This is a genomic window from Mucilaginibacter jinjuensis (assembly GCF_028596025.1).
Taxonomy (GTDB): Bacteria; Bacteroidota; Bacteroidia; order Sphingobacteriales; family Sphingobacteriaceae; genus Mucilaginibacter; species Mucilaginibacter jinjuensis.
The window spans coordinates 2065452-2081304 of sequence record NZ_CP117167.1; the positions used below are offsets into that span (position 1 = coordinate 2065452).

At 43.3% G+C, this 15853-nt stretch carries 16 protein-coding genes; 6 read left to right on the forward strand and 10 right to left on the reverse strand.

All coding sequences use genetic code 11. The annotated features are described in order from the left end of the window. Positions 1–91: 91 nt before the first annotated feature. The 3 genes from purS to rho form a co-directional block, all read right to left on the reverse strand. On the reverse strand, positions 92–346 hold the full coding sequence (gene purS / locus PQO05_RS09445) for a phosphoribosylformylglycinamidine synthase subunit PurS (protein ID WP_273632480.1): 255 nt from the start codon (positions 344–346) through the stop codon (positions 92–94). Beyond that, positions 343–1056: a CDP-diacylglycerol--serine O-phosphatidyltransferase gene (gene pssA / locus PQO05_RS09450; protein ID WP_273632481.1), complete on the reverse strand. Its 714-nt coding sequence runs from the start codon at positions 1054–1056 to the stop codon at positions 343–345. The genes purS and pssA overlap by 4 nt, the downstream gene beginning before the upstream one ends. A gap of 85 nt (positions 1057–1141) precedes the next feature. Beyond that, complete coding sequence (gene rho, locus PQO05_RS09455; protein WP_337943068.1) at positions 1142–2818, reverse strand: transcription termination factor Rho; 1677 nt, start codon at positions 2816–2818, stop codon at positions 1142–1144. Between the two features lie 274 nt (positions 2819–3092). Between rho and pyrF the strand changes: the two genes are divergently transcribed. Next, positions 3093–3926 carry an orotidine-5'-phosphate decarboxylase gene (gene pyrF, locus PQO05_RS09460; protein WP_273632482.1) on the forward strand — a complete coding sequence of 278 codons (834 nt, stop codon included), beginning with the start codon at positions 3093–3095 and terminating at the stop codon, positions 3924–3926. Positions 3927–4158: 232 nt separating this feature from the next. Here pyrF and PQO05_RS09465 read toward each other — a convergent pair whose 3' ends face one another. From PQO05_RS09465 to PQO05_RS09475, 3 genes are all read right to left on the reverse strand, one after another. Beyond that, positions 4159–5058, reverse strand: coding sequence for a cation diffusion facilitator family transporter (locus PQO05_RS09465; protein ID WP_273632483.1), 900 nt, complete (start codon positions 5056–5058; stop codon positions 4159–4161). Between the two features lie 191 nt (positions 5059–5249). After that, positions 5250–5786, reverse strand: a complete 537-nt coding sequence (locus PQO05_RS09470) for a pyridoxamine 5'-phosphate oxidase family protein (protein WP_273632484.1) — start codon at positions 5784–5786, stop codon at positions 5250–5252. 106 nt (positions 5787–5892) lie between these two features. Beyond that, positions 5893–7275: an exonuclease domain-containing protein gene (locus PQO05_RS09475; protein WP_273632486.1), complete on the reverse strand. Its 1383-nt coding sequence runs from the start codon at positions 7273–7275 to the stop codon at positions 5893–5895. A 570-nt stretch (positions 7276–7845) separates the two neighbouring features. Here PQO05_RS09475 and PQO05_RS09480 point away from each other — a divergent pair. After that, positions 7846–9027 (forward strand): coiled-coil domain-containing protein, encoded by a 1182-nt coding sequence (locus PQO05_RS09480; protein WP_273632488.1) that lies wholly within the window; start codon positions 7846–7848, stop codon positions 9025–9027. Between the two features lie 302 nt (positions 9028–9329). Continuing rightward, positions 9330–11159, forward strand: a complete 1830-nt coding sequence (locus PQO05_RS09485; protein ID WP_273632489.1) for an ABC transporter ATP-binding protein — start codon at positions 9330–9332, stop codon at positions 11157–11159. 295 nt (positions 11160–11454) lie between these two features. Here PQO05_RS09485 and PQO05_RS09490 read toward each other — a convergent pair whose 3' ends face one another. Then, on the reverse strand, positions 11455–11577 hold the full coding sequence (locus tag PQO05_RS09490) for a hypothetical protein (protein WP_273632490.1): 123 nt from the start codon (positions 11575–11577) through the stop codon (positions 11455–11457). A gap of 1 nt (position 11578) precedes the next feature. Between PQO05_RS09490 and PQO05_RS09495 the strand changes: the two genes are divergently transcribed. Continuing rightward, positions 11579–12979 (forward strand): alpha-L-fucosidase, encoded by a 1401-nt coding sequence (locus PQO05_RS09495; protein ID WP_273632492.1) that lies wholly within the window; start codon positions 11579–11581, stop codon positions 12977–12979. Here the strand turns inward: PQO05_RS09495 and PQO05_RS09500 are convergent, their stop codons facing one another. After that, entirely contained in the window at positions 12980–13408 is a 429-nt protein-coding gene (locus PQO05_RS09500; protein ID WP_273632493.1) for a VOC family protein, read from the reverse strand. Between the two features lie 360 nt (positions 13409–13768). Here PQO05_RS09500 and PQO05_RS09505 point away from each other — a divergent pair, with 360 nt between their 5' ends. After that, positions 13769–14815 (forward strand): LacI family DNA-binding transcriptional regulator, encoded by a 1047-nt coding sequence (locus tag PQO05_RS09505; protein ID WP_273632494.1) that lies wholly within the window; start codon positions 13769–13771, stop codon positions 14813–14815. Positions 14816–14997: 182 nt separating this feature from the next. Continuing rightward, complete coding sequence (locus PQO05_RS09510; protein ID WP_166587044.1) at positions 14998–15177, forward strand: histone H1; 180 nt, start codon at positions 14998–15000, stop codon at positions 15175–15177. Positions 15178–15310: 133 nt separating this feature from the next. Here PQO05_RS09510 and PQO05_RS09515 read toward each other — a convergent pair whose 3' ends face one another. After that, positions 15311–15457, reverse strand: coding sequence for a hypothetical protein (locus PQO05_RS09515; RefSeq protein ID WP_273632496.1), 147 nt, complete (start codon positions 15455–15457; stop codon positions 15311–15313). Then, positions 15444–15827 carry a MerC domain-containing protein gene (locus PQO05_RS09520; protein ID WP_273632497.1) on the reverse strand — a complete coding sequence of 128 codons (384 nt, stop codon included), beginning with the start codon at positions 15825–15827 and terminating at the stop codon, positions 15444–15446. The genes PQO05_RS09515 and PQO05_RS09520 overlap by 14 nt, the downstream gene beginning before the upstream one ends. Between the last annotated feature and the right edge of the window lie 26 nt (positions 15828–15853).

Genomic DNA, 15853 nt, shown 5'->3' on the forward strand with positions numbered 1-15853 from the left:
GCACCCCTCCCGAGGAGGGACGTTTGCAGCACTGTTTATTCTTTCGCCATTGTTGGTGTTGTCACCAACAATATCACGATTCTAAGAAAAATTAAATAGCTTTTATTTCGAAGGTATAGCTTTCCATAATCAGGTTAGCTAATAAGCTTTTGCAAGCTTGTTCTACTTTAGCGTGGGCTACCTCTGCATTTTCTGCATCGATCTCTAAAGTAATGTGTTTGCCGATACGGATATTATCGATCTCAGACAAGCCAAGGTTTTTCATACTTCCTGAAACTGCTTTTCCTTGTGGGTCAAGAATTTCTTTTTTTGGCATTACGTCGATTTCGGCCTGGAACTTTGTCATTTGGGTATAAATCTGAATTGAATTACTGATAGGGTGATATACATCAAGATAACCACCGGAATTGCAGCAAATTTAAAAAATAGAATCAGAATAGCCGAAAATAACAGCAGTAAATACCTGAATATATTTTTATTGAAATCGCGGTTCTTAAATTTAAGCGACATCAGCGGCATCTCTGCAACCAGTAAAGCGCACATTATCAGCACAAAGCATGATAAGAAGTAAGGGTTGAGGATATAATCTGTAAAGATTAAATTATGCTCACGCAGTATTAATGGGAATGATGCTATTAATATAGCATTAGCCGGCGTTGGTAAACCGATAAAGTTTTCGGCCTGGCGGGTATCAATATTAAACTTAGCCAGCCTTAAAGCCGAGAATACGGGTAATAAGAAGGCAATAAAGTTTAAGAAGTTGCTGATATGCTCAATCTGCGGAGCCTGTAAAAACAGTTCGTACAGGATAACTGAAGGTAAAACACCGAAGCTTACCATATCGGCAAGTGAATCAAGATCTTTACCTATACCAGAAAATGATTGGAGTACACGTGAAGCCAGTCCGTCGAAAAAATCGAATATGGCCGACAGGAAAATGCAATAGGCAGCCACCACCAGGTTGTCCTGAAAGGCAAATACAATACCTACGCATCCACTGAATAAATTAAAACAGGTAATGGCGTTGGGTAAGTGTTTTCTAACTCGTTGTTTCATTCGCGGCTGTAAATATAGCAACCCAATATTAAGGTTTTATGAAGTTAAGGGTTTTAATCTTATCCTCATAAAACCTTTGATATTTTTATGAATTCATCGAAATCAGGAATTCTTCGTTGGTTTTTGTACCACGGATCTGTGCCTGTAAAAACTCCATTGATTCTTGAGAGTTCATATCGGCCAGGTGGTTACGTAAAATCCAGATGCGTTGCAGCGTATCGCGATCGAGTAACAGATCATCGCGGCGGGTGCTTGATGCAGTAAGATCAATAGCCGGGAATATACGTTTGTTAGATAATTTTCTATCCAGTTGAAGCTCCATGTTACCGGTACCTTTAAATTCTTCAAAGATAACCTCGTCCATTTTAGAGCCTGTTTCGGTTAATGCAGTAGCAATAATGGTTAATGAACCGCCATCTTCGATGTTACGGGCCGCACCAAAAAAGCGCTTAGGTTTGTGCAATGCATTGGCATCAACACCACCCGATAATATTTTACCGGATGCCGGGGCAACGGTATTGTAAGCACGTGCCAAACGGGTGATTGAATCCAATAGGATAACCACATCGTGACCGCACTCTACCATACGTTTTGCTTTTTCCAGAACGATGTTGGCAATTTTTACGTGGCGTTCGGCAGGCTCATCAAAAGTTGATGAAATTACTTCGGCGCGTACGCTGCGGGCCATATCGGTAACCTCTTCAGGGCGCTCATCAATTAACAGGATGATCAGGTATACCTCCGGGTGGTTCTTTGCAATCGCGTTAGCCACATCCTTTAATAACATGGTTTTACCAGTTTTAGGTTGCGCCACGATCAATCCACGCTGGCCTTTACCAATAGGAGAGAACAGGTCCATAATACGGGTTGAATAGTTGCCCGGATCTGTGAACAGGTTTAATCTTTCCTGCGGGAAAAGCGGTGTTAAGTGGTCGAATGGTACACGGTCACGCACTTCAGCAGGGATCCGGCCGTTAATGGCTTCCACACGTACCAAAGGGAAATATTTTTCGCCTTCTTTCGGAGGGCGAATGCTTCCGCGAACGGTATCACCAGTTTTTAAGCCGAAAAGTTTGATTTGCGACTGTGAAACATAGATATCATCCGGAGAAGTTAAGTAGTTATAGTCAGACGAACGCAGGAAACCGTAACCATCCGGCATAATTTCTAAAACGCCTTCGTTAACAATAACGTTATCAAAATCAAGATTTATAGCAGGTTCCTGCTGCTTGTTGTTGCTGTTACCGTTTCCGTTGCCATTATTACCGTTACCATTGTTCTGGAAACGTTGTTGTTTCTCAAAACGTGGCTGGCGGCCTTCCTGTGCAGGGGCTTCGGGTCTTGGTGCAACTGGTTCGCGTTCGGCAACAGGTGCTTCGCTTACAGGTGCATCATAGCTTTTTTTAGGTTCAGAGTTACCATCACCATCAAACAAAGTAGACTCAACAGGCGAATCCTGCGGAGCGTCCTTTTTTGCTTTTACGCTGCGGGCCCTTTTACCACGGGGTTTATCGTCATCGCCTTCTGCACTGTCGTCCGTTGCGGTTGCAGTATCAGCAGAGGTGTTTGTGTTAATTTCAGAGTAATTAGTAGAAAGAGCACTTTGCTGGGCGCGTGCTTGCTCTATAAGCTGATGCTGCTCGTTAATACGGATAATTAACTGTGGCTTACGCAATTCGTCAGCCTCGCTAATACCCATACTTTTTGCCATCAGGCGTAACTCAGACACGAGTTTGTCATTCAATTCAATTGTATCCGACATGAGAGGAATTATAGTTCAAAAAGGAAATTTTTTTAATTAAGAAGTCCGCCTGCAATTTGCTTAGCAAAAAACCAAGTATTCGTATTTTGTAAATCTGTATAAACCGGGATATTTTTATCGTCTCTCAGATACAAGAAAACTTTTTCAGGAAAACGATACAATGGTACTATAAATATTAGTTAATTCAAAATATTTGAAAAATATATACATTCAGATAACATTCCGGGTTATTTTTAGTTTTTTTGTGCTTTGAAAAAACACAAATTTCTTTCAAATGCTTTCCAGACACCAGCTTATCGATCAGATCAAACGTAAAAAAACATTTTTATGTATAGGTCTCGATCCCGATATCGAAAAAATTCCCGCTTTTTTACACCAATACGCCGATCCCGTCCTCGAATTCAACAAAAGGATAATTGATGCTACTAAAGATTTGTGTGTGGCTTATAAACCTAATGCAGCTTTCTACGAAAGTAAAGGCATAAAAGGTTTGCAAAGTTTAATAGATACCTACAAATATTTGCCCAAAGAGTGTCTCAGCATTATTGATGCCAAGCGCGGCGACATTGGAAACACCTCTGATCAGTACGCACAGGCCTTTTTTAATGAGGAAGTAACTGGCATGGGCTTCGATGCCATCACTATTACACCTTACATGGGTAACGATAGTGTTACACCATATTTAAAGTATGAGGGCAAATGGGTGATTATCCTGGCGCTAACTTCATCTGTTGGCAGTAAGGATTTTCAATACCTTAACACAGAGCATGGCCATTTATACGAAGCTGTAATTCAAAAAGCCAATACCTGGGCCGGTGCCGATAGGATTATGTACGTTGTAGGCGCAACCAAAAGCGAAGAATTTACCAACATCCGCAAATACGCACCCGATAACTTTTTACTGGTACCCGGCGTAGGCGCGCAAGGCGGCAGCCTGGAAGATGTGTGCAAATACGGCATCACCAAAGATTGCGGTCTGCTGGTTAACTCATCCCGCGGTATCATCTACGCCTCTAACGGTGAAGATTTTGCCGATGCTGCAAGGGCAGAAGCATTGAAATTGCAGGTGCAGATGGAGGAGGAGTTAGAGAAAGCTTCTGTTATTTAGTTGCAGTTTTTAGTAGCAGCGGCAGTCGCGAAGAGCGAATTAACCCCACGCACGTCATGCTGTCCCGACTATCGTTGGGATCAGCACCCCACGGGACAAGTCGGCGATTGGTATATCTTATACTTGGGTTTTAGCTTAACACGTCATTGCGAGGTACGAAGCAATCCCCGACTTACAGAGCCGCTCTGTACAGTTCGCGATTGCTTCGTACCTCGCAATGACGGGAATAGCTTTATAACTCAGCCGGTTCTATAAACAACTGCTTATAATGCGGATATTTTTCTTGTATATCACTTCTTAATTGCTCAATCGCCTTAGTCACATTCTGGCTACTAATATCCCGCTTAAAATTCACCTTAATGGCAATTATCACCTCCTCGGGTGCCAGGTAATTAGACAGGTGCTTAACAACCTTATTAACCGCCGGGTTACTTTCTACAATTTTAACAACCTCATTCAACTCTGCAGCATCGGGTGTTTCGCCCATTAGCAAACTGCGGCTTTCGCGGACAAGTACTATGGCTACTGCGGTAAGCAATAAGCCGATGAGTACAGATGCAATACCATCCAGATAAGGATTGTGTAATAACTGGCCGATTAGGATACCTGTAAAAGCTATCAGAATCCCGATTACGTCGGCTGCATCTTCAAACAGTACTACAAAGGTTGTTGGGTCTTTACTTTCGCGTACGGCTTGCCAGAATGGGGTAGTGCCGCGTTGGCGGTTAAACTCTTTCATGGCGGTGATGAACGATAAGCCATCGAATATAAATGCAATAGCAAGTACCGCGTAGTTCCAAATTGGGTTTTTAACCTGTTCGGGGTTTCTTAAGTGTTCGATACCTTCATAAATAGAAAAGCCGCCACCCATCGCAAAAAACAACAGAGACACTACAAACGACCAGAAATAAAGCTCCCTGCCATAACCAAAAGGGCGTTTCTCATCCGCGGGTTTCTGGCTTCGGCTGATGCCCAGTAGCAGCAGCACTTCATTACTGGTATCAACCAGGGAGTGGATGCCTTCTGATACCATTGCCGAGCTACCCGTAAAAAGCGCAGCAGCCAATTTAGTAATGGCAATACCCAGATTGGCCGCCAGGGCGGTATAAATAGGAGTTTTAGATGAGGACATGAATTAAATTTTGTCGGCTCAACGATAGGGGGATGGTTAAGCGGTGATGTTGGTACAAATATAGTTTTTACGTGGGACGTTATACGTTTAACGTTGTACGTAAAACAAAAAAGGTGCCGTGCAATTCGCACAACACCTTTTTCTATCGGATTTAAAAAACGTCCCACGTATAACGTCCCACGTAAAACGTACTATACAACCAGCTTGCCTTCAACAGAATCATCAAGCGTTTTGCCCAGGGCAGCGCCGATGGCTTGTTTGGCGAAGGCGATCATGGCACCGTGTTTATTATCCCAGTAATAACCTTCAGATGGTTCTACCTTTACTACGCTGATGCGCGGATCATCCTCGCCCTCAGTAAACCAGGTTTTGAGGATGGGTTCCCAGAGTTCTTTGATCTTTTCTTTATCCTGGCTGATCTCGGCAATACCATAGATGTTCAGAAACCCCGCGTATTTAGATCCCTGGAACAGCAGGTGTACAAAAGGATCCGTACCGATCTCTGCATTCTTGTGGCTATCATTAGCGCTCAGGAACCAGAAATTACCTTCATCGTCAATCTTTTGGATCGACATCGGTCTTACCGACAAAGGGATCCCCGTTTTAATATTGGTGATAAAGAAACACGACTCAGCACTTTCGGCCAGTTCTTTGATCTTTTTATTAGCGTCTTCGCCTTCCAGGTTTTTAAAATTATCCTCGGGCTGGTTTTGATTAATGCTGTCCATAATATATGTTTTTGTCTTGGTAAATGATATAACATAAACCAATCCAAATCCATATTGTGTGGAAATAAATTTAATTAATTTGAAATAAATAGTGTGGTTGTAGAAATTATACCGCAATTACCTCTGCACCAAAGCTTACCTTTTTGTGCGGGTAGCGTTCGGCATAATTGATCACCAGGTTGCGGATATAATCATTACCGGGGTAGGGTGTCAGCGTGTTTTTAAGCTGATGAATGTTATCGGCATCAAAATAATGCGAAACATAGCCCATACCGTAGAAACGGCCTTCCTCAATTAAAATACAGCTATGCTCATCATCGGTACGGCCCACATCACGAATGGCGAAGGTTGGTAGGGCCTGTTTCAACTCGGCGATAGCAGCATACACTTTGGCATTATAAGCATCAGCATCCTCATGGCCTTCGCAAGCACATTGGGCACCATTAGCTCCTGTACAGGGCTGATCATTTTTTTGGATAAAGCACAGCTTAGGGCAAAGGCCGAACTGCTCGATCAGATCCAACAACAAATTGCGGCCTTCCACCATCGACCCACAGGTATGCACCGGTGTGCTGTATTTACGGCGTTTATCAACCGCTATGCGGATGTAGCCGCGCTGGTCTTCATAAGTGTATAAACCAAAAGCAAAGTCGAGGTTCTTTTGCGACCGGTTGTAGGCAGGCCACAACCGCTTAATCTCAATGGTTTCGTGGATAAAGGCCATCAGCTCATTACCGCATTCCTGGTAAGTAATCCGGTGGATGTTCCGCATAAACTCCTGCCGTTGGTGACCGGGGTTATTGCCGGTAAAGTGGCTGCAAACCCGCTTCTTAATATTTACAGCCTTGCCCACATAAATTACCTTGCCTTTATCATTATGAAAATAATATACACCTGCGGTAAGCGGTAACCTATCGATATCGCTTTTGGGCAGGTTGGCAGGCAATACCTGTTCTTTCGATTTCTGTTTAAGTGCCAGTGTAATATGCTTATCCTTATCGCTCTGCAACAATATGCCGAACAGGGTAGCAGTTGCCTCCGCATCGCCCATGGCACGGTGCCGCGCTTCATTAGGGATGCTCAGGTGCATGCAAACTTTACCAAGACTGTATGAAGGCAAACCGGGGATTATTTTGCGGCTCAACCTCACGGTACACAGTTTATTACACTGCAAATCGTACCCCGCCGAAGCCAGATGATGTTTCAGGAAAGAGTAATCGAAATTTACGTTATGGGCAACAAAGATCTTGTCGTGTATTAATTCATAGATCTCGTGGGCTACCTTTTTAAAGTAAGGTGCGGTTTCCACCATATCATTAGTAATCCCAGTTAAGGCACTAATGTAAATCGGGATCTCCCTGCCCGGGTTAACCAGCGTCTGGAAGCGTTTAACCACCTTTTCGCCATCATGTATGCAAATGGCAACTTCGGTAATACCGTTTGCGCTGGCATGCCCCCCCGTGGTCTCTATATCAACTATTGCATACATGTCGTAAATCCCTTGTATACAAATGTAAGTTATTTGCTAATAATTTTAGTGAAAAAGTAAACAATTTGTCAATTTGTTAATTCGGCAATTTGTCAATGTCGTTGGGCGTTAATTTGCTTTTTCAGAAAAGCAGGGATAGTGCTGCTATCAACGTTTGTTCCCGTGTTTCGCTTATACTGCGCGGGCATTAGGCGCGTGGCCGGTATCCGCTTCACCCGGGTTTAGGGTAGCGAAGTTTTAATTTGCTAAATTGTTAATTAGGCGATTTGTCAATTAGCTTACAGCTTATAATTGGTGTTAGCCAAACATTACACCTGTGGCATTGTCTATAAATGTAACAAAGGCAAGGCCCCTGTCTTAAATTAAACAACCTATATCATAAATTCGGTATATTGCTAAATGGTGATCATAAATTAAAGGTCGCTTTACTTTTCTAAACCGATCTGTAATATCCTGGCAGATCTATTTTAACGGATACAAAAATTTATCAATAGTAACCAGGGCGGGCTGTTAATTAATGTTTGCTGCTTTAGTACCTCCATTTAAACCTATTAGCCGAATCGCAAGAGCATGGAAAAACGAACAAAATCTGGTCATAATGTCCTTACTAATAAAGAGGCAGCGCAGCAAAAAACAGAACACGTTTTGCAGGCTAAAGCCTTAATTACTGCGAATAAGGAAGTTGCGTTTGAAAAAGTAGAAAAAAAGAAGCGTGCCGCCGAACTGCTGATAGCCAATAAAGAGCTCATCTTCCAGAATATCGAAAAGGAAAAGCGTGCTGCAGAATTGCTTATTGCCAATGAAGAGCTCAGGTTTCAGAACCTGGAAAAAGAGAAACGCGCCGCCGAGTTGGTTATTGCCAACAAAGAACTCGCTTTTCAGAACGAAGAAAAAGGGAAACGCGCTGCCGAACTGATTGTAGCCAACAGGGAATTAGCTTACCAAAATAAAGAAAAAAGTAACCGTGCGGCTGAATTGATCATTGCAAACAAGGAGCTTACTTTTCAGAATACAGAAAAAGAAAAACGCGCTGCCGAATTGATCATTGCCAATCAGGAGCTCATGTTCCAGAACAGTGAAAAAGAAAAGCGTGCTGCCGAACTCATTGTTGCCAACCACGAACTTGCTTTTCAGAATACCGAAAAAGGCAAACGTGCTGCCGAGCTCATTATCGCCAATAAAGAACTGAGGTTTCAGAATGCAGAGAAGGAGAAACGCGCAGCAGAGCTAATTATAGCCAACCACGAACTGGCTTATCAAAACAGTGAAAAAGAAAAGCGTGCTGCCGAGCTTTTTGTGGCCAACCACGAACTGGCCTTCCAGAATACAGAAAAAGAGAACCGCGCAGCAGAGCTGGCCATTGCCAATAAAGAATTAATGTATCAGGGCCAGGAAAAAGAAAAACGTACAGAAGAGCTGAATTTGGCTTACCAGGAGCTTAAAAAAGCCGAGGAATATTTGAAAGAATATATAGCAGGTTTGGAAGAAATGATGTTTATTACCTCGCACAAAGTAAGGCTGCCGGTGGCCAATATTTTAGGCCTTTCCAGCATGCTCGACCAGTTTCTGAATTCGCCGGAGAGCTTGAAAAAAATGGTGGATTACCTGCAAACTTCAGCAGTTTCGCTCGATGTATTTGTTAAAGAATTAACCGTTTTTATAGGTAACCTCGAGCAAAAGGGCAGAAGCATTACTTCGTTCGATGACACTGCAAATGATTTTGGATTAAAGATCTACAGCTCGCAGCAATAGTTTCTCTCGCCGTCGTTGTTGCCACCATCAATGGCGGCGACTTAAGCTCCTTATCAATTTTACCGTCATTGCGAGGTACGAAGCAATCCCCGTCCTACAGAGCGGCTCTGTAAAGTTCGCGATTGCTTCGTACCTCGCAATGACGGTATGAAGAGATCTGTATAGCTACGAGATTATTAATGATGTGTTTTTTTCATTGGTATTAATGAGCTCCCTCCGATCGGTTGTCTTCGTACCTCGATCCAAATTCCGACATTCCCATGATCTCTTTCGCCAATTTTAGCCTTACCTTTAAATATTAAATGGCTAAAAACAGAATAAACACCAACGATCTTTCTTTTAAACAACGCCTTTCGGCATTAAGCAATTTGCCCCAGTTTTTTAAGCTGGTTTGGCAAAGCAGCCCCTGGAAAACGACGCTCAGTTTCATTTTAAGGCTCATCCGTTCGGCTATGCCGGTGGCTTTGTTATATGTAGGTAAGCTGATTGTGGATGAAGTAGTACTGCTGAACCGCAACAGCGCGGTAACAGATCATCACCATATCTGGGTACTGGTAGCGCTTGAATTTGGCCTCGCCATATTTACCGACGGCTTAAACCGCATGATTAACCTGCTGGATAGTTTACTGGGCGACCAGTTCTCTAACTATACCTCCATCCGCATCATGAAACATGCCACCACGCTGGACCTCGACCAGTTTGAGGACTCGATATTTTACGACAAACTGGAACGTGCCCGGCAGCAAACCATTGGCCGTACCATGCTGCTCTCGCAGGTAATGAGCCAGGTGCAGGATATTATTTCGATGGCTTTTCTGATCACCGGCTTACTGGCTTTTAATCCCTGGCTGATCCTGTTATTGGTTATTGCCATCCTCCCCGCATTTCTGGGCGAATCGCACTTTAATAATCAAAGCTACGCCCTTACCCGCGGCCAAACACCCGAGCGCCGCGAACTGGATTACCTGCGCTACCTTGGTGCCAGCGACGAAACGGCAAAAGAAATTAAAACCTTCGGATTGGCTGATTTTGTGATCGACCGTTTTACCAAACTCTCCAACAAGTTTTATATCGATAATACCAAACTGGCCATTAGTCGCTCGGTTTGGGGTACATTTTTTTCGGTGCTGGGTACATTAGGTTACTATGGCGCCTATGTATTTATTATAGTGCGCACGGTAAATGGCAGCATGTCCGTAGGCGACCTTACATTTCTTGCAGGCTCATTCAGGCAGTTACGTACGCTGATGGAGGGCATCCTGAGCCGATTTACCACGGTATCACAGGGCGCTATCTACCTCAATGATTTCCTCGAGTTTTTCGACATTAAACCACGTATCGTTATTGCTAAAGATCCATTACCATTTCCAAACCCTATTAGACAGGGCTTTACATTTGAAGATGTTGGTTTCCGTTACCATAACTCAGATAAATGGGCTAACCGGCATTTAAACTTCACCCTGCATCCCGGCGAAAAACTGGCTTTGGTGGGCGAGAACGGTGCAGGTAAAACCACATTGGTAAAACTACTCGCCCGGTTATATGACCCAACCGAAGGCCGGATTTTACTGGATGGTGTTGATATTCGTGATTATGCCATCGAAGACCTGCGCTATCACACGGGCGTTATCTTCCAGGATTACCTGCGTTACCAGATGAGCCTGTCGCAAAACATAGCCGTAGGTAATATTGCTGAGATCGATAATAAAGAACTGATTAAAAAGGCCGCCCACGAAAGCCTGGCCGATGCCCTGGCCGAAAAGTTGCCCAACCAGTACGACCAATGGCTCGGCCGACGTTTTAACGATGGTGTTGAACTATCGGGCGGCGAATGGCAAAAGGTGGCCCTGGCACGCGCCTATATGAAAGATGCCCAATTGCTGATATTGGACGAACCCACAGCCGCCCTCGATGCCCGTGCCGAATACGAAGTTTTTCAGCGCTTCGCCGAGCTCACCAAAGGTAAATCGGCCGTACTGATCTCGCACCGTTTCTCCACCGCGCGGTTGGCTGATAGAATTTTAGTATTAGAGAAAGGAACTATCTTAGAAATTGGCACTCACGAACAATTACTGGCAAACGATGGACGTTATGCTGAGTTGTTTAAGTTGCAGGCGGCAGGGTATCAATAATTTGTCGATTTGTTGATTCGGTAATTTGTCAATTATTTCTAATCATCACTGTCGCAAGTTTAGCGCAGCGTAACTTGTGACTGGTCTGGTGTAAGCTTTCAGCTTACGTAAGGTGAAACCTTACCTTAGTATTACCATCCCGATGGTAATCGGGACGGTAGCGAGAGAGGGTGTCATGCTGAGGCACTCGAAGCATGTGCGTTGGGCATCGCCGATTATGCATTGACGGAAAACATGAAGTAAAGGCCTTTGCCCGCATGCTTCGAGTGCCTCAGCATGACACCCTCGCTTTGTATTACGTCAGTTTTAATTTTTCCTGCTCATCTAATGCATTTAACAAATACTTTCCGATAAAATAATCTAAATCTTTATTTTGGCTGAAGCATAAAATTGGCCCCTGAAATACATCTACCATCATTATGATTTTACGAAAAATATTCACCTTTTCTTTTTGCCTGCTGCTATTAAATAGCTTAATATCAAATGCGCAAAACGTTCAGCAAAAGCCCTTGGCGCAGCTACAACAGCAGTTTGTTGATCTGCGTTTCGGGATGTTTATCCACTTTAATATCCCCACCTACATGAACCAGGATTGGCCTGATCCCGATGCGCCGGCTTCGATCTTCGACCCAAAGAAGTTGGATTGCGACCAGTGGGCTAAGGCAGCAAAATCGGCTAACATGACTTACGGTTGCTTAACCACCAAGCACCACAGCGGTTTTTGTATCTGGGATACCAAAACCACCGATTACAACGTGATGAACAGTCCGCTTAAAAAGGACGTGGTACGCGAGTATGTAAACGCTTTCCGCAAAAATGGGCTGAAAGTGATGTTGTATTACTCGATACTGGATACACACCACAAGCTTCGCCCAAACCAGATTCAACCGAAACATTTCGAGATGGTAAAGGCGCAGATCACCGAATTGCTGAGTAATTACGGACCGATAGAGGCACTGATCATCGATGGCTGGGATGCGCCCTGGTCGCGGATTAGCTATGATGACATTCCTTTCGAGGACATTTACCTGCTGGTTAAAAAACTACAGCCCAATTGCCTGCTGATGGATTTAAACGGCGCTAAATACCCGGGCGAGGGCTTATATTATAGCGATATTAAGACTTACGAAATGGGAGCCGGTCAGCGAATTTCGAAAGAAAGCAATCACATGCCAGCATTGGCTTGTTTGCCTATCAACAGTGCCTGGTTCTGGAAAACCGATTTCCCAACCACACCGGTAAAAGATATCCCGAAACTGGTTAATGAAATCCTGGTGCCACTTAATAATGCCCGTTGTAACTTCATCCTCAATGTGGCCCCAAACCGCGATGGCCTGATTGATGATAACGCGATTGCAGCCCTGAAACAAATAGGCAGTATGTGGAAAAACGAAGGCCCCGTAGCTGCATTGCCAGCTTTGGATGCGCCGATCATTTCTTCTAATCTCGCTAAAAATCAGCCAACTACATCCAGCTGGAGCGATGATATGAATATTATGGATTTTGCGAACGACGATGATTTTACCACCTCGTGGATTTCGAACCCTACCGTTAAAAATCCATTCTATGAAGTAGATTTCAAGCGTGAGCAAGCCATCAACACCATAGTTATTGCCGAGGCTAAAGCCAATATTAAAAATTACCGCTTAGAGTACTATGCCGAAGGCGAATGGAAACCTTTATTAACCGGTGATAACGCCACACGCATTAAAGTGCACCGTTTTAACCGCGTATGGGCCGGTAAAGTAAGGATTTGGATTGATGGGTATAACAGCCAGCCATCAATAGCCGAGTTTGAAGTTTATAACGAAAGGCGGTAATTACACAGCAAATAGCTGCCCCATATCCTTAAAAGCCTTAAATTCCAGTGCGTTACCAGATGGGTCGAGGAAAAACATGGTGGCTTGTTCGCCGGGTTTGCCTGCGAAGCGGATGCCGGGCTCGATCACAAACTGTATGCCGTGGCTTTTCAGGCGGTCAACCAGCTCATGCCACGCATCCCATTCTAAAACTACACCGTAGTGGGGGATGGGTACATCGTGCCCATCGACCGGGTTATGGTGGTGCGAAATTTCGTCAGCAGGTTTGGGTTTCAGGTGGATCACAAACTGGTGACCGAACAAATTAAAGTCGACCCACTGTTCGCTGCTCCTGCCTTCGGCACAACCCAAAAATTCGCGGTAAAAAGTGCGCGCTTTTTGCAAATCGTAAACCGGTACGGCAACATGAAAAGGTGTCAATTTTGTCATTCGGATTGGGTTCTAAAAAGTCGGGATTAGCCTAAAAAATTTCTTCGACCGAAACTACAGATTATTTGCAGAAAATTACCCCGGTTTAAAGGTTTATAGTCTGCTTTTAACATTTTATGGCCTTATTTTTATACCTTATTTAAGTAAGTTTTAATTGCAATTTTGCTGCATTTAAATTACGTAGTAAATTTGTAATGCTACCCGGTTGGGGCTTCGTATATAATTTTTTTAAAAAGGCAATGTTAAAATATTATGGCTGTTTTTAGCTAAAGCTGCCAATTAACATATATTTGTTGCAACAAGTATAATCCTAAACCATGGTCGCAATGCAGTATAAAAAGCAGGCAGCCTTATAAATTTATGAAGAAGAAAATATCAATGAATGATATAGCCCGTGAGCTCAATATATCGTTAACCACGGTATCATTCATTTTAAACGGCAAGGCCAAAGAAATGCGTATCAGCGATAAGTTGGCCGATCGCGTGCTGGACTTTGTGAAGGAGCGTAACTACAACCCCAACTCTATGGCGCAGGGCCTGCGCACCGGTAAATCGAAGATTATTGGTTTAATAGTTGAAGATATCGCAGATGCCTTTTTCTCGGGCGTGGCGCGGCATATCGAGGAGCATGCCTATAAAAACGGCTACAAAATTATTTACTGTAGTACAGAAGATAAACCCGCAAAAACGGTAGACCTGATCCAGATGTTTAAAAGCCGTAACGTGGATGGGTATATTATTACACCACCAAAGGGTATTGAGAACGAAGTGAAGGCTTTATTGAACGAAAAACTCCCTGTTGTGCTGTTCGACCGCTATTTGCCTGATGTGGCGGCCGATTATGTGGTGCTGAATAACCAAAAGGGGGTTAAGATGGCCGTAGACCACCTGGTAGAGCAGGGCTATCAGAATATAGGCTTTATAACGCTCGATTCGACCCAAACTCAAATGGCTGCCCGTTTGGTTGGCTACTCGGAATCAGTTAAAGAGGCCGGTTTAAAAGAACACATCCTGAAAGTAAATTTTACTACCGATACCGAATCTATTGTTGACTCGATCAGTAATTTTCTGCAATACAGCAAGAATATTGATGCGCTGATGTTTGCCACCAACTATTTAACATTGCAGGGTTTTGAAGCCTTAAACAGGCAAAACTTAAAAATAGCCGAAGATATTGGTGTGGTAAGTTTTGATGACCATACGTTTTTTAAAGTGTTTAATCCGCCCATCACTGCCGTTTCGCAACCCTTAAAACAGCTGTCTGAAACCGTAATTGATACCCTTTTTAAAAGCATTAATGAAGAAAATGTAACCGGTATACATCACCAAATTGTGCTGGAACCTGAGCTGATTGTGCGGAAATCGTCGTTACGACTTAAATCTGCAGAGCGGATATTGACAGAATAAACGCAATTAATCGTAAAAAAACACACTAAAAATTTGACTTGCTTAATTTGGTAGCGCGTTGATTTATAGTGAATAGCGGGGGAGCTAAGGGGGTTAAATCACGGTAAATAGGGTCATTTATAAAATATTTGCTGCAAACATTATCAATTTATTTATGTTTGAAACTCAAATCACTTATATAGATGGACAAATTTAATGAACTTAAAGAACTGGTCGCTTCGATAGAAGCAGATGCAGAAAGCTTTTATAGCAAAGGAAACAAAGCAGCTGGTACTCGTGTTAGAACCGGTTTCCAAAAAGTAAAAAACCTGGCGCAAGAAATCCGTCAAGGTGTTACTGAATTGAAAAATAAAGAGAAGTAAGAATTTGTTTTTCTATAGAAAAGCCTCCCGGTGTACCAGGAGGCTTTTTTTATGCCCGGTGGTGTGAATTACCGGTGAGCTTGAATAATATCGAATAATGAATTTTGAATATCCAACATCGAAATTTCCTTCATTATTTAATATTGGGCATTCGGTGTTCGATATTAAAGTCCTTATCTGTTACCGATGTTTTACTTTTAGTTTCGTGCGAACAGGCAGGGCTTAGCATGGATAATGTAATAATGGCCACCCACCTTTTAAGGCTGTTAATGTTCTTCATGTGCGTGCATGCTTAGTTTCGAATTATAAAAGTGTGCAGAGGCTATCAGCAGGCCGCCTGTTGTGAGAAAAAGCCATTCATAATGTGGCGATACGAGGATCTTCCCGATAAAGATCACCAAAAAACCTTCTGTAATAATAATGAGCGGCCCCATGTTATAATGCTTGCGGTACGATCCTCTCAATGACGTATAGCCGATAAACAGGGAAGTGGCAATAATACCCATCTCGAAATAGTTGTTCGCCAGGAAACCAAAACCTATTAATGGCAGCAAGGTAATAACCAGCGGAAGCAAGGCGCAGTGTATTGCGCATAGTATGGATACGCAGATCCCTATTTTATCCAGTTTGTTATTTTTTGTGTTTAGCATGTCACAAAGATAATTTTAATTGCAAC

What these genes read in the sequence shown, in the direction of transcription:
- purS (WP_273632480.1), bottom strand. Translation starts at nt 346, where the DNA reads ATGACAAAGTTCCAGGCCGAAATCGACGTAATGCCAAAAAAAGAAATT.
- pssA (WP_273632481.1), bottom strand. Translation starts at nt 1,056, where the DNA reads ATGAAACAACGAGTTAGAAAACACTTACCCAACGCCATTACCTGTTTT.
- rho (WP_337943068.1), bottom strand. Translation starts at nt 2,818, where the DNA reads ATGTCGGATACAATTGAATTGAATGACAAACTCGTGTCTGAGTTACGC.
- pyrF (WP_273632482.1), top strand. Translation starts at nt 3,093, where the DNA reads ATGCTTTCCAGACACCAGCTTATCGATCAGATCAAACGTAAAAAAACA.
- PQO05_RS09465 (WP_273632483.1), bottom strand. Translation starts at nt 5,058, where the DNA reads ATGTCCTCATCTAAAACTCCTATTTATACCGCCCTGGCGGCCAATCTG.
- PQO05_RS09470 (WP_273632484.1), bottom strand. Translation starts at nt 5,786, where the DNA reads ATGGACAGCATTAATCAAAACCAGCCCGAGGATAATTTTAAAAACCTG.
- PQO05_RS09475 (WP_273632486.1), bottom strand. Translation starts at nt 7,275, where the DNA reads ATGTATGCAATAGTTGATATAGAGACCACGGGGGGGCATGCCAGCGCA.
- PQO05_RS09480 (WP_273632488.1), top strand. Translation starts at nt 7,846, where the DNA reads ATGGAAAAACGAACAAAATCTGGTCATAATGTCCTTACTAATAAAGAG.
- PQO05_RS09485 (WP_273632489.1), top strand. Translation starts at nt 9,330, where the DNA reads ATGGCTAAAAACAGAATAAACACCAACGATCTTTCTTTTAAACAACGC.
- PQO05_RS09490 (WP_273632490.1), bottom strand. Translation starts at nt 11,577, where the DNA reads ATGATGGTAGATGTATTTCAGGGGCCAATTTTATGCTTCAGCCAAAAT.
- PQO05_RS09495 (WP_273632492.1), top strand. Translation starts at nt 11,579, where the DNA reads ATGATTTTACGAAAAATATTCACCTTTTCTTTTTGCCTGCTGCTATTA.
- PQO05_RS09500 (WP_273632493.1), bottom strand. Translation starts at nt 13,408, where the DNA reads ATGACAAAATTGACACCTTTTCATGTTGCCGTACCGGTTTACGATTTG.
- PQO05_RS09505 (WP_273632494.1), top strand. Translation starts at nt 13,769, where the DNA reads ATGAAGAAGAAAATATCAATGAATGATATAGCCCGTGAGCTCAATATA.
- PQO05_RS09510 (WP_166587044.1), top strand. Translation starts at nt 14,998, where the DNA reads ATGGACAAATTTAATGAACTTAAAGAACTGGTCGCTTCGATAGAAGCA.
- PQO05_RS09515 (WP_273632496.1), bottom strand. Translation starts at nt 15,457, where the DNA reads ATGAAGAACATTAACAGCCTTAAAAGGTGGGTGGCCATTATTACATTA.
- PQO05_RS09520 (WP_273632497.1), bottom strand. Translation starts at nt 15,827, where the DNA reads ATGCTAAACACAAAAAATAACAAACTGGATAAAATAGGGATCTGCGTA.